Source organism: Sphingomonas sp. AX6, assembly GCF_902506605.1.
Classification (GTDB): domain Bacteria; phylum Pseudomonadota; class Alphaproteobacteria; order Sphingomonadales; family Sphingomonadaceae; genus Sphingomonas.
In genome coordinates this window covers 751,811-764,081 of sequence record NZ_LR733979.1, presented here as the reverse complement: position 1 = coordinate 764,081, position 12,271 = coordinate 751,811, and the positions used below count along the sequence as shown (strand labels likewise).

The following is a 12,271-nucleotide window of genomic DNA, read 5'->3' as shown; positions in this document are numbered from 1 at the left end:
AGATTACCCCTCCACCGCTACGCGGTTCCCCTCCCCTTCCAGGGGAGGAATGGGTTGATCCACTCACAACGCCCGCTCCAACCAGCTTTCCGCATCCGCTGCAAACGCCGCGCGGACCGTCTCATCGCCGATCCGGTCGATCGCGTCGGCTACGAAGGCGCGAGTCATCAGCGCGGTCGCACGCGCCTCTTCGATCCCGCGCGATTGCAGGTAGAACATCGCGCGTTTGTCGAGTTCGCCGACCGTCGCGCCGTGCGCGCATTTCACGTCGTCGGCGAAAATCTCGAGTTCGGGTTTCAGGTTGATGGTGGCCGTGCGTTTGAGCAGCAGGCCGCGAAGCGATTGCTCGCCATCGGTTTTCTGTGCGCCCCGCGCGACTTCGACCCGCGCCGCGAGGCTGGCGGTCGAGCGATCGGCGGCGACTGCGCGCCAAATCTGTTTGCTGGTGCCATATTCGGCTTCGTGGCGGAGCGCGACTGCGGCTTCCTGGCGTTGGTCGCCGCTGGTCAGCAGCGCGCCGCCCATCTCCGCAAAGCCGCCTTCGCCGGTAACGCGGATCGCGCCGTCGATGCGCGTGCCCATGCCGCCTGCGCCGAGGAAGATCGACACCAGGCTTGCAGCCTTGCCCACCTCTGCCTCGTCGCGGATCGATACGAAGCCGTCCGATTGCAGCAGGCGCACCGATCGCATCAGCCGCGCGCCTTCGCCCAGCGTGATTTGCGTGAGGCGGTTGGCCCATCCGTGACCGACATAAGTCTCCACGACTTCGGCGACCGCGTCCTTTGCGAGTACGATGCGCGCGGGCAGATGGTTCTCGCCTCCGGTCGAAACATGGACGATCTGCACCGGACCGATTGCATGTTCGTCGCCGAGCGTCAGCGACCAGCCTTCGCCCATCGCGCGCGCGCCGAGCGGGTGGGCGGTGTCGAGCGACAGGCGTTCGACCGCGACCTTGCCGGGGCGGCTGTGCGCGGGCTCGAACTGGCCATCGACGAAGGTCAGGCGCGGGCCGTCGAGGTCGAGGAACTGCGCGGGGATATCAACACCCGTGTCGGCAGACGGTGCGACCGCCGCAGCTTCAAGCGTCGGTAGGTTAGCCCAGCGCCAGTCTTCGCGCAGGTCGCGGGGGATGGTGATCGCGTTCATCGCGTTCAAGCCGCCACCGCCGCATAGCCTTCGCGTTCCAGCGTCTTGGCAAGTTCCGGCCCACCGCTCGCGACGATCTTTCCGTCCGCCAGCACATGGACGAAATCGGGCTCCACATAATCGAGCAGCCGCTGGTAATGGGTGATCAGCAGCACCGCCTTGTCCGCGCTGCGCATGATGCGGTTGATGCCGTCGCCGACCGCCTTCAACGCATCGATGTCGAGCCCGCTGTCGGTTTCGTCGAGGATCGCGAGACGGGGCGCGATGATCCCCATCTGCACCATTTCGTTGCGCTTCTTCTCGCCGCCCGAAAAGCCGACATTGACCGGGCGTTTGAGCATGTCCTGATCCATGCCCAGCGCATCGGCCTGCGCGCGCGCGATCTTCAGGAATTCCGCCCCCGACAGCGGTCCCTCGCCGCGAACCTTGCGCTGCGCGTTGAGCGCCTCGCGCAGGAACTGGACGTTGGAGATGCCGGGGATTTCGACCGGATACTGGAACCCCAGGAACAGCCCGAGCGCAGCGCGTTCATGCGGTTCGAGATCGAGCAGATCCTTGCCATCGAACGTGGCGGTCCCGCCGGTCACTTCGTAACCGGGCCGCCCGCCGAGGACATAGCCGAGCGTCGATTTGCCCGCGCCGTTTGGCCCCATGATCGCATGGACTTCACCCGCGTTGATGGTGAGCGACAGGCCCTTGAGGATCGGCTTGCCGTCGATTTCGGCGTGGAGGTTTTCAATATTGAGCATAGTCATCCTTCAAGCCCCTTCCCTTCAGGGGAGGGGTTGGGGTGGGGCTTTTCCCAGCGATCCGCCATATCGGCTAGCGCGCTTGCGATCAGCCGCAATACCCCTTCGGCATTGGTCATCACGTCGCCATTGGTAATCCGCACGACCCGGTAGCCGCGCTCCTCAAGCAGATCGTCACGCAGCCGATCCTTGGCTTCGTCATGGGTGTCGCCATCGACTTCGACGATCAGCGCCTTTCTGGGGCACAGGAAATCCGCGATGAAGGGCGCGATTACCGCCTGGCGGCGGAATTTATGTCCGTCCAACAATGCTCGCCAGAGCCGTTTTTCAGGTTCGGTGGGATTGTTTCGCATCTCGGCGGCGCGCCGGTGCAGCAGAGCGAGGCGCTCTGCGGACAGGCCCCACCCCCGGCCCCTCCCCTGAAGGGGAGGGATGTTTAGGCGTCGTGCGTCTTCGGTGGGAGTCAGATTCATCCCACACTCCCCTCAAGCGAAATGCCCAGCAGCTTCTGCGCTTCCACCGCGAATTCCATCGGGAGTTGCTGTAACACCTCTTTGGCGAACCCGTTGACGATGAGCGCGACCGCGCTTTCCGCGTCCAGCCCGCGTTGCATGGCGTAGAACATCTGGTCGTCGCTGATCTTCGAGGTCGTCGCCTCATGCTCGATCTGGGCGGACGGGTTGCGGACCTCGATATAGGGGACGGTGTGCGCGCCGCATTGATCGCCCAGCAGCAAGCTATCGCACTGGGTGAAGTTGCGGACGCCCTCGGCATTCGGGCCGACGCGCACCAGCCCGCGATAGGTATTGTCGGAACGCCCGGCGGAAATCCCCTTCGACACGATGGTCGAGCGCGAACCCTTGCCGTTGTGGATCATCTTGGTGCCGGTATCGGCTTGCTGAAGGTTGTTGGTGACCGCGACCGAATAGAATTCGCCGACGCTGTTTTCGCCGTTCAGCACGCAGCTTGGGTATTTCCAGGTGATCGCACTGCCGGTTTCGACCTGCGTCCACGACACCTTGCTATTTTTTCCCTGACACAAGGCGCGCTTGGTGACGAAGTTATAGATGCCGCCCTTGCCGTTCTCGTCGCCGGGATACCAGTTCTGGACGGTCGAATATTTGATTTCGGCATCGTCGAGCGCGATCAGTTCGACCACCGCGGCGTGGAGCTGGTTTTCGTCGCGCATCGGCGCGGTGCAGCCTTCGAGGTACGAGACGTACGACCCCTTGTCGGCGACGATTAGCGTGCGTTCGAACTGGCCGGTATTTTCGGCATTGATGCGGAAATAGGTGCTGAGTTCCATCGGGCAGCGCACGCCCTCGGGAATATAAACGAACGTCCCGTCGCTAAAGACCGCGCAATTCAACGTCGCGAAGTAATTGTCGTGCATCGGCACGACCTTGCCTAGCCATTTGCGGACGAGATCGGGATATTCCTTAATCGCCTCGCTGATCGAGCGAAAGATGACGCCCGCGGCCTCCAGTTCCTTGCGGAAGGTGGTCGCGACCGACACGCTGTCGAACACTGCGTCCACCGCAACCTTGCGCGCGCCCTCTACCCCAGCGAGCACTTTCTGCTCCTCGATCGGGATGCCGAGTTTCTCGTAGACGCGCAGGATTTCCGGATCGACCTCGTCCAGCGAGCCCAATTTAGGCTTCGCCTTGGGCTCTGCGTAATAATAGGCGTCCTGATAATCGATCGGGTCGATGTTCAACTTGGCCCAGTCGGGCGCTTCCATCGTTTCCCACAGGCGGAACGCCTTCAGCCGCCAGTCGAGCATCCATTCGGGCTCACCCTTCTTGGCCGAGATGAAGCGGACGGTGTCTTCGCTCAGGCCTTTCGGGGCGAAGTCCTGTTCGATGTCGGAGCTGAACCCCCACTCGTATTTCTTGTTCGCGGCGGCGAGCGCCTCTGCGTTCTTGGTAGCCATGATTACAAGCTCCGTACCCCGGCGGAGGCCGGGGTCCAGTTGGGGAGGGGATCGGTAGCACGCGCTGCGCGCGGCGTCGGCCCGCCGGGATGCAAGGAAAGTTGTGAGAGGCTGATCGCCGCCAGCGCGCCGCGCACGGCGCCGTTGACGGCATTAGCATGCGGCTTGACCCGGCAATTACCCTCGATCGCACAATCATGCTTACCCGCATCGACACACGTCGTCAGCGCGATCGGCCCCTCGATAGCCTCGACGATGTCGGCAAGACTGATCGCGGCGGGCGGACGCGACAGGCGGAAACCACCGCCGGTGCCTCGCGTCGATTCGATCAGGCCCGCGGACGACAATCGGCTGACCAGTTTCTGAACTGTGGGTAGCGGCAAGCCGGTTTCCTCCGCCATCAACGTCGCGTTCAGCCGCGCGACGCCGCCGCAATGGCGGGCCGCAGCGCTGAGCATGACGACGGCATAATCTGCCTGGGCGGAAAGGCGCATGTGCGAATGGTTCTCAAATCGGATCGAATCGTTCCGATTGGGCAGATGGGGGCGTTCGCTGCTTGCGTCAACCGCTGGCGCTTCAGGTTTCGGAGATCATCGGGCTGACTTGGCCGGTCAACGCATGGCGTCCGGCGATGGTGAGTTGTGCGAGCAGATTAGGCTGTTCGCGCAGCTGTGATGGCGTGAGTCCGGTAAATTGTTTTACCTCGCGAATGAAATGCGACTGGTCGTAAAAGCCACGCTCGATCAGTGCGTCCGTGTCGGCTTCATGTGCGGCGAGCGAGACCGCTGCCTTCAATGCGCGATATTTGCGCGCCAGCAATTTGGGCGGTGCGCCGTATAACGCGTTGCAGCGCCGTTCGACCTGGCGGCGCGACTGGCCGGTGGCGGCAACCAGATCATTCACCTCGGGAGAATGGCTGTCCGCCAGCCAGGCATCGACCTGCGCGACGAAACTGGACTGACGCCGGGCATCCGCAACCCATCCGCCGATCATGGACTCGATGATAGCGACCATCTCCGTGGTGTCGGTGGCCCGCCCCAACGCCGCCGCCGCTTCTCCGACCGCGCAGCCTAGCAATGCGTGCGCATCGACGACCCGGTTCAAAAAGGCGGAGGCACTCGCACCGGTGATCGCGGCCCAGCCAGCGGGCGTGATGCCTGCGCCGAACACATGTACCGGGCCTTCGGCCACCACGCGCATCGCGCCGCTGGTCGGGCCGACGACATGGTGGGCGGGCGCTTCCTGCACGCTGCCGTCGGCGAAATGATAGGTCGCACCGCCGGGCGACAATCGGAACCGCAACTGCGCGTGGTCGGCCCGCTCGGTATCCTCAAACCGCGGCACATCGGCGCGGAAATGATAGAATAATGTGAATATCTCGGCGGCACCAGCGCCAGGCACCGCATAGTCGAGCGTAATCGACATGCGCACGTCCCCCTGTTGACGTTGGCCGACTGTAGCTCGTTTCGCGCCTGAAAGAAATGGCCCCGCAGCCTGAAAGGCCGCGGAGCCATTAGGGTTAAGCGTTCGTCGATGACGTCCGCTTCGGGTCGCAAGGAATGGATAGTCGATTCGCATCCGTTCCGTATTGGATGGAATCGCCATTTCGGATCGAAATGGCACAGGCTTTGACGAATATCCGCCATTGCGCCATGCGCAAACGCCATGTTTCGCACGCTTCGCCCGCTCCTGTTCCGCATCAATCCCGAGTCGGCGCATCGTTTGACGATCCGCAGCCTGGCTGCTTGGCAGGCGGTCGGGTGTCCTGGGGCACCTTCCGCACCAAAACGTAGTCCGGTGATGGTCGCGGGGATCGAATTTGCCCATCCCGTCTGTCTGGCGGCGGGGTTCGACAAGGACGCCGAGGCGATCGACGCGTGCCACGCGCTGGGCTTTGCCGGGATCGAAGTCGGCACGCTGACGCCGCGACCGCAGATGGGCAATCCGAAGCCCCGCTTGTTCCGGCTGGCCGAGGACCGCGGCGTCATCAACCGCATGGGGTTCAACAATGGCGGCATCGACGCCGCGTTGCCGCGCGTGGCGGGTACCAAGAGGCGCGGCGTGATCGGCATCAATGTCGGCGCCAACAAGGACTCGGGCGACCGCATCGCCGATTACGCGATCGGCGTGGCAAAGGCTGCGCCGCTTGCCGATCATGTGACGATCAACGTCTCTTCACCCAACACGCCGAATTTACGCGATTTGCAGGATCCCGCGATGCTCGCCGATCTGCTGGCGGCGTGCGACGGGGCGCGCATGATCGGGGGCAGGCGCGTGCCGCTATTCCTGAAGATCGCCCCCGACCTCGACGCCAAGGCGCTGGAGCCGATCGTGCGTACGGTGATCGACGGCGGGATCGATGCGCTGATCGTGTCGAACACCACGATCTCGCGCCCCGAATTGCGGTCGCGCGATCGCGGGCAGGCGGGCGGGTTGTCGGGGAAGCCATTGCAACTTCTTGCGCGCGAAAAGTTGGGCGAGGTGGTGGCGATCGCTAGCGGGGCGATCCCTCTAATCTCGGCAGGCGGGATCGACAACGCCGACGAAGCGCGTCGGCGGCTCGATATGGGGGCCAGCCTGGTCCAGCTCTATTCCGCACTGGTGTTCGAAGGGCCAGGCCTGGCGCGCCGGATCGCGAACGGGCTGTGATCACGCTGCGCTGATCGCCCCGTCCGATTACACTGCCCGCGACAACCGACTGGATCGATATGCTGCGCCCATGCATTGAGGGGGTCGAGGAGCATAGGCATGTCGCGCGATCTGGCGAAAACACTCAGCTATCTGGTGATCCATCTCGGGATCGGCTTCACCGTCGCCTATCTGTTTACCGGGTCGCTGGCGATCGCGAGTGGCATCGCGCTGGTCGAACCGTTGTGCAACGCTGTGGCCTATTATTTTCATGAGAAAGCGTGGAATGCCCGGATGACACCGCGAAAATTTCTCGACATTCTCGTCCATCGTCATCCCATGCCGGGAAGCGCGGACTGACGTTACGGCCTTGCGCCCTTTCGATTACGGTTTAGTCCTTTCGCCAAAGATAATCGGTGAGAGGCAAACGGCCCCATGCGGCAGCTCGAACATTTCCCCAATCTGGTCACCATGTTCTTCACCCGCGCGCGCGAGAATGGCGACAAGCCGTTCCTGTGGGGGAAGCAGGGCGGGGCATGGGTATCGACCAGTTGGGCCGATGCCGCGCGTCAGGTCGCATCGCTTGCCGCCGGGCTGACCGCGATCGGGCTAAAGCCCGGCGACCGCGTGATGCTGGTCAGCGAAAACCGCCCCGAATGGTGCATGTCCGATCTGGCGATCATGGCGGCGAGCTGCGTCACCGTGCCCACCTATGTCACCAATACCGAGCGCGACCATACCCACATCATCGAGAATTCGGGCGCGGCAGCGGTGATCGTATCGACCGCGAAGCTTGCGCGGGTGCTGCTGCCCGCCGCGCTCCATTCGGACACGCTTCACCATGTCATCGGCATGGAGGATTTGAAGATCGGGCAATCGGGGACGCTCGATTTCCACAACTGGTCCAAATTGATCGCCGATCATCCGACCGAACCCGAAGCGGCCGCCGCGCGCGCGCAGTTCAAGCGTGAGGATCTGGCGTGCATCATCTATACCTCGGGCACGGGCGGTGCGCCGCGTGGGGTGCGGCAGCATCACGGCGCGATCCTGCACAATGTCGAGGGCTGCGTGACCGTCATCAGCGAGGATTTCGGCTGGGGGGACGAGGTGTTCCTGTCGTTCCTGCCGCTGTCCCACGCATATGAACATAGCGGCGGCCAGCATTTCCCGATCGGACTGGGCGGGCAAATCTATTATTCCGAAGGGCTCGACAAGCTGGCGTCGAATATCGAGGAGACGCGCCCGACGATCATGGTCGTCGTCCCGCGGCTGTTCGAGGTGTTGCGCACTCGGATCAGCAAAGCGGTGGAGAAACAGGGTAAAGTCTCCGCCTATCTGCTCGACCGTGCCGTCTCGATCGGCAGCAAGAGAGCGGAGACGGGTAGGGTCGCGGTCGGCGACATGCCGATGAACCTGATTGTCAACCGCCTGCTCAAACCCAAGATTTCGAAGCGCTTCGGCGGGCGGATGAAGGCGATGGTATCGGGCGGCGCGCCGCTGACACCCGAGGTCGGCAATTTCTTCCAGTCGCTGGGGCTGACGTTCTTGCAGGGGTACGGCCAGACCGAAGCCGCGCCGGTGATTTCGTGCAATCGCCCGTCGGCGGGGCTGAAGATGGATACGGTCGGCCCGCCGCTCAAAAATACCGAGGTTCGCATCGCCGAAGACGGCGAAATCCTGGTGCGCGGTGAACTGGTCATGCACGGTTACTGGCGCAACGATGAGGAGACGGCCCGCGTCCTGAAAGACGGCTGGCTGCACACCGGCGATATCGGCCTGATCGACGACAAGGGCCGGATCAAGATCACCGATCGCAAGAAGGACATCATCGTCAACGACAAGGGCGACAATGTCGCGCCGCAAAAGATCGAAGGGATGCTGACGCTCCAGAACGAGATTATCCAGGCGATGATCTATGGCGACCGCAAGCCCTATATGACCGCGGTACTGGTGCCGGATCCCGAATGGACGCAGGAATGGTGTGCCGAAGGGGGCGCGAAATGCGATTTCGTGAGCCTGGCGCAGAACCCTGGGTATCGCGCCGCGCTGAATGCCGCGGTCGAGCGGGTGAACAAGGATTTGTCGGTCACCGAACGCGTTCGCCGCTTCATCCTGGCCGACGCACCGTTCGGGATCGAGAACGAGCAACTGACCCCCAGCCTTAAAATCCGCCGCCATGTGTTGCGTGCGGCATATGGCGAGCGGCTGGACGCGCTTTACAAACAGGGGTGATGGCGCTGCCGGGTGCAAACACGCGTCCGGATCGACTGCGATTGTTGCCCGGAATCCCTCGTGTGTTCGGCATATTGCGTCGCGCGCAACTTATGTCATGCTCCCGCTACTGGGGGCAGAGATGCGCGACGAGCTTTCTAGCGAGTCGGCGGCGCTGGGGGACGAACCGGCGATCCGCGCGATACTGGAGGAAGTCTGCCGGGTGACCGGCATGGGCTTTGCCGCGATGGCACGCGTCACCGAAGAACGCTGGATCGCATGCCAGGTGGTCGATCGCATCGAATTCGGCATGAACCCCGGCGACGAACTCGATATCAACACCACCATCTGCAACGATATCCGCCAGTCGGGCCAGGCGGTGGTGATCGACGATGTGCGCGGTCATGCGGATTGGCGCACCCACCCGGTGCCGATGCTCTACGGCTTCGAAAGCTATGCGTCCTTTCCGATCTTTCTTGAGGATGGACGCTTTTTCGGCACCTTATGCGCGATCGACCCGCGGCCCCATTCGGTCGCCGTCGCCGCAGTGGTGGAGGCGATGGAGCGAATGGCGCGGCAATTGTCCGCGCTGTTGGGGAGCAAGGTGGCGATCCACGGTTAGTTCGTATCCTCCTCCGGCAGCACCACCATCGACCAATCCTTGTCCGCGCCCAGATATTTGGCTGCCAGTGCCTGAATTTCGGCAGGCGTCGTCTGCTGATAATCGGGCACCAGCGTCGTCACAGCCTGTATCCGCGCAGGATCGCGGGTGCCGCCCGCAGTCTGCTGCATCCAGAAGCTGTTGCCGCTCGACATGCGCATCGTCTGTTGCACGGTCGGCAGAACCGCACGCTGGAGTTCGTCCGGGGTGATCGGGGTGGCGACCAGATCGGCGGCGATCTTTCGCGCGGCTTCAAAAAAGAACTTGGTCTGATCGGGCGCGACCGAGGCGAGCGCCATAATGCGCCCACCGGCGTCGAGCCCGACCGGCCACTGGCTGAGCACGGTCGGCGAATAGCTGGTGCCGGTGCGTTCGCGCAGTTCGTCGAGCACGCGGTCGCGGAATACTGCCGCGAGGATTTCGAGCTTGCGGCTTTCGGAGATCGCGCCGCTACCGCCCGATGTCGGCCAGGCGATGACGGCCGCCGCCTGATTGGGCTGGCCGGTGTGACGGCGGATGACGGGTGCGTCATTGGGGGTGGCCGATACCACCGGCGATCCGGTCGTGGTTGCAGGTGCGCGTGGCGGGAGCGCGCCAAAAGTTGCGGCCACGGCTTTAGCGGCAGCTTCGCCGTCGATATTGCCGAAAATCTGAACCTCGATGGGGCCGGTCTTCAGGATCGGTTCCCAGAAGGCGCGGAAACTCGCCGGATCGAGCGCCTCGACCGCGGCGCGGCTGGGGGTCGCCCAGCGCAAGTCGCCATCGCGGAGCAAGCCTTCGAGATCGCGCGCCAATATACCATCGGGCGATGCCTCCATCGCCGCATAGCCCGCCAGCATTTCGGCGCGCGCGCGAACCACCGGATTGGCGTCCCAGTGCGGATATTGGAGCTTGGCCGCGAGCAGCCGCAACTGATCGGGCAGGTCCGCCGCGGTCGTCTGCCCGCCCAGGATCCAGGCGTCGTCGTCGGGCGAAAAGCTCAGCCCGATGTTGCGATTGCCAACCAGCCGGTCGAGCTTCTCCTGGTCGAGGTCGCCGATTCCCGACTGCATCAGCGCCATCGGTCCGGCCCAGGCGACGGTCTGTTGCTTGGCGGGTAGCCCGCGCAGGCCGGTGCCGAACCGCACCCGGACATAGACGCGGTTGGTTTCCGCATCGTTGGGAAACATCAGGACGCTGACGCCGTTCGACAGGCGGATTGCTTCGATATTGATTTCGGGATTGCTCAGCACCGGCTGACGCACTTCTATCGTGCCGGGGGTGCCCAGCGGCGGAAGGTCGTCGATCGACACTGGCTCGGCACTGGCAAGCGCCTCGGCACCGCTGACTTCGGCCTTGAGCGCCGCGCCGAGCTTGGCGGTGGCGGTATTGTCGGGGGTTCGGGTGTTGACGATGCCGCGCAGCGCTGCGCCGTCGAAGATCTTCTTCGACGATGCGAGCACCCGCTCGGGCGAGAACATGCCCTTGGTCCGGGCCTCGTTGAAAATGTCGTAGCTGACCTGCGCCGACGCCACGGTCTCGTTGATGTCCACCGCCTCGACCATCGTGTCGGCCAGCCGCGATCCCGGTTCGACCGGCGCGGTAGCGACCCCCTGGTTCATCGCGTTTTCGATTTCGGCGAGTTCGCGGTCGATTTCGGCCTGGGTCGGCGCGCGCGTCGTCGCGGCGGCGATCACCGCGCGCACATCCTTGAGCGCCGCTTCCCAATCGTCGCCCAGCGGATAGACCGAGACCGAGGTCAGGTTGGTCGAGCGGGAAATGTCGTCCAGGCTGACACCCGCACGCAGGAAGCTTCCCCCGGCGCGCGCGCGGCTTTCGAGCCGCCGGTTGACGATGCGCGACGCGAGCAGGTCGGTCAGGCGTTCCTGATTGAACAGGATCGTATCGGCGGTGATCGACCAGGGCCGCAGCCAAGCGAAGCTGACCGCGGGGGGCAACGACGACTCCGCCGTCGCCGCGGTCGTCGGCTGCGACGGATCGGGATCGCCGAAATCCGGGGTCGGGGTCGCCGCGCCGGTCGGCTTCCAGTCGGAAAAGTGCTTGACCACCATCTGTTCGAGCAGCTTGGCGTCCTTGTCGCCCGCAATCACGACGACGGTGCGGTCGGGGCGATACCAGCGCTGGTGGAACGCCCGCACGCTTTGTTCGGTCGCCGCCTCCAGCGTTTCGATATTGCCGATGGGGGATCGTTCGGCGAGCGGCTGGCCACCGAAGAACAGCCCGCGCAGCGCTTCGCCGAAACGCATCTGCGGTCCCGGCTGCTCGCGCTGTTCGGCCAGCACCACCGGACGCTCGGCAGTCAGCGCAGCGTTCGTTATCGACGGGCGCTCCAGCATCCCGGCGACGATCTTCATCGATTCGTCCAGCCCCTGGTCGGTCGCGGTCGGTAGGTCGAGCTTATAGACGGTGTTGGTCGGCGTGGTCGAAGCATTGCTGTCCGACCCAAAGGTCACGCCCAGCCGCTGCCACACCCGCTTCGATTCGCCGTCGGGCACATGTTCGGAACCGCGAAAGGCGAGATGTTCGAGCAGATGCGCATAGCCCAGCTCGCTTTCGCGCTCCATCAGCGATCCGGCATCGACGCGAACGCGGATCGACACTTGGCCCGGCGGCACCCCGTTGCGGCGCACGGCATAACGCACACCATTGGGCAGCACGCCGAACGTCCAGGCGGGATCGGGCGGAATGTCGCTGCCCTGGAACAGCCAGGGCGTGCCCGACGATTGCGGCGCGGCGACAGCTGCGGATTGCGGCGCGGTTTGCACCGTCTGCGCATGGGTCGCGACCGAAAGCGCGAGCAGGGAAACGAGCGAAAGGCGCGAGAGACGCCGGGAAAGGCTATTCATAAGGTCCAATCTAGGCGGTGAAGCACGGTGTCGCCAGCGGCAATGATTTGGCACGCGAGGATGACGCGCCCACCTTGCGCCTTGCTGAACGAGGAGG

At 63.9% G+C, this 12,271-nt stretch carries 11 protein-coding genes; 4 read left to right on the top strand and 7 right to left on the bottom strand.

The genetic code is table 11. From position 1 onward, the window contains the following. Nucleotides 1-63: 63 nt before the first annotated feature. The 6 genes from ENHY17A_RS03800 to ENHY17A_RS03775 form a co-directional block, all read right to left on the bottom strand. Nucleotides 64-1,146 (bottom strand): SufB/SufD family protein, encoded by a 1,083-nt coding sequence (locus ENHY17A_RS03800; protein WP_159714094.1) that lies wholly within the window; start codon nucleotides 1,144-1,146, stop codon nucleotides 64-66. A 5-nt stretch (nucleotides 1,147-1,151) separates the two neighbouring features. Next, entirely contained in the window at nucleotides 1,152-1,895 is a 744-nt protein-coding gene (gene sufC / locus ENHY17A_RS03795) for a Fe-S cluster assembly ATPase SufC (protein ID WP_159714092.1), read from the bottom strand. Nucleotides 1,896-1,897: 2 nt separating this feature from the next. Next, nucleotides 1,898-2,368, bottom strand: a complete 471-nt coding sequence (locus ENHY17A_RS03790) for an endonuclease domain-containing protein (protein WP_159710220.1) — start codon at nucleotides 2,366-2,368, stop codon at nucleotides 1,898-1,900. After that, a complete protein-coding gene (sufB, locus tag ENHY17A_RS03785; RefSeq protein WP_159710218.1) occupies nucleotides 2,365-3,828 on the bottom strand; it encodes a Fe-S cluster assembly protein SufB in 1,464 nt (487 codons plus the stop codon). The genes ENHY17A_RS03790 and sufB overlap by 4 nt, the downstream gene beginning before the upstream one ends. Before the next feature lie 2 nt (nucleotides 3,829-3,830). Next, nucleotides 3,831-4,322 carry an RrF2 family transcriptional regulator gene (locus ENHY17A_RS03780; RefSeq protein ID WP_159710216.1) on the bottom strand — a complete coding sequence of 164 codons (492 nt, stop codon included), beginning with the start codon at nucleotides 4,320-4,322 and terminating at the stop codon, nucleotides 3,831-3,833. 82 nt (nucleotides 4,323-4,404) lie between these two features. Further along, complete coding sequence (locus ENHY17A_RS03775) at nucleotides 4,405-5,253, bottom strand: AraC family transcriptional regulator (protein ID WP_159710214.1); 849 nt, start codon at nucleotides 5,251-5,253, stop codon at nucleotides 4,405-4,407. A 240-nt stretch (nucleotides 5,254-5,493) separates the two neighbouring features. Here ENHY17A_RS03775 and ENHY17A_RS03770 point away from each other — a divergent pair, with 240 nt between their 5' ends. From ENHY17A_RS03770 to ENHY17A_RS03755, 4 genes are all read left to right on the top strand, one after another. Next, nucleotides 5,494-6,477 (top strand): quinone-dependent dihydroorotate dehydrogenase, encoded by a 984-nt coding sequence (locus tag ENHY17A_RS03770; protein WP_159710212.1) that lies wholly within the window; start codon nucleotides 5,494-5,496, stop codon nucleotides 6,475-6,477. 99 nt (nucleotides 6,478-6,576) lie between these two features. After that, on the top strand, nucleotides 6,577-6,816 hold the full coding sequence (locus ENHY17A_RS03765) for a DUF2061 domain-containing protein (RefSeq protein WP_159710210.1): 240 nt from the start codon (nucleotides 6,577-6,579) through the stop codon (nucleotides 6,814-6,816). A gap of 75 nt (nucleotides 6,817-6,891) precedes the next feature. Continuing rightward, entirely contained in the window at nucleotides 6,892-8,688 is a 1,797-nt protein-coding gene (locus tag ENHY17A_RS03760; RefSeq protein WP_159710208.1) for an AMP-dependent synthetase/ligase, read from the top strand. Nucleotides 8,689-8,785: 97 nt separating this feature from the next. After that, entirely contained in the window at nucleotides 8,786-9,289 is a 504-nt protein-coding gene (locus tag ENHY17A_RS03755; protein WP_236547733.1) for a GAF domain-containing protein, read from the top strand. On the opposite strand, the gene ENHY17A_RS03750 is transcribed toward ENHY17A_RS03755, so the two are convergent. After that, nucleotides 9,286-12,174, bottom strand: a complete 2,889-nt coding sequence (locus tag ENHY17A_RS03750) for a M16 family metallopeptidase (RefSeq protein ID WP_159710206.1) — start codon at nucleotides 12,172-12,174, stop codon at nucleotides 9,286-9,288. The genes ENHY17A_RS03755 and ENHY17A_RS03750 overlap by 4 nt on opposite strands. Between the last annotated feature and the right edge of the window lie 97 nt (nucleotides 12,175-12,271).

What these genes read in the sequence shown, in the direction of transcription:
- ENHY17A_RS03790 (WP_159710220.1), bottom strand. Translation starts at nt 2,368, where the DNA reads ATGAATCTGACTCCCACCGAAGACGCACGACGCCTAAACATCCCTCCC.
- sufC (WP_159714092.1), bottom strand. Translation starts at nt 1,895, where the DNA reads ATGCTCAATATTGAAAACCTCCACGCCGAAATCGACGGCAAGCCGATC.
- ENHY17A_RS03775 (WP_159710214.1), bottom strand. Translation starts at nt 5,253, where the DNA reads ATGTCGATTACGCTCGACTATGCGGTGCCTGGCGCTGGTGCCGCCGAG.
- sufB (WP_159710218.1), bottom strand. Translation starts at nt 3,828, where the DNA reads ATGGCTACCAAGAACGCAGAGGCGCTCGCCGCCGCGAACAAGAAATAC.
- ENHY17A_RS03800 (WP_159714094.1), bottom strand. Translation starts at nt 1,146, where the DNA reads ATGAACGCGATCACCATCCCCCGCGACCTGCGCGAAGACTGGCGCTGG.
- ENHY17A_RS03760 (WP_159710208.1), top strand. Translation starts at nt 6,892, where the DNA reads ATGCGGCAGCTCGAACATTTCCCCAATCTGGTCACCATGTTCTTCACC.
- ENHY17A_RS03765 (WP_159710210.1), top strand. Translation starts at nt 6,577, where the DNA reads ATGTCGCGCGATCTGGCGAAAACACTCAGCTATCTGGTGATCCATCTC.
- ENHY17A_RS03780 (WP_159710216.1), bottom strand. Translation starts at nt 4,322, where the DNA reads ATGCGCCTTTCCGCCCAGGCAGATTATGCCGTCGTCATGCTCAGCGCT.
- ENHY17A_RS03750 (WP_159710206.1), bottom strand. Translation starts at nt 12,174, where the DNA reads ATGAATAGCCTTTCCCGGCGTCTCTCGCGCCTTTCGCTCGTTTCCCTG.
- ENHY17A_RS03770 (WP_159710212.1), top strand. Translation starts at nt 5,494, where the DNA reads ATGTTTCGCACGCTTCGCCCGCTCCTGTTCCGCATCAATCCCGAGTCG.
- ENHY17A_RS03755 (WP_236547733.1), top strand. Translation starts at nt 8,786, where the DNA reads ATGCTCCCGCTACTGGGGGCAGAGATGCGCGACGAGCTTTCTAGCGAG.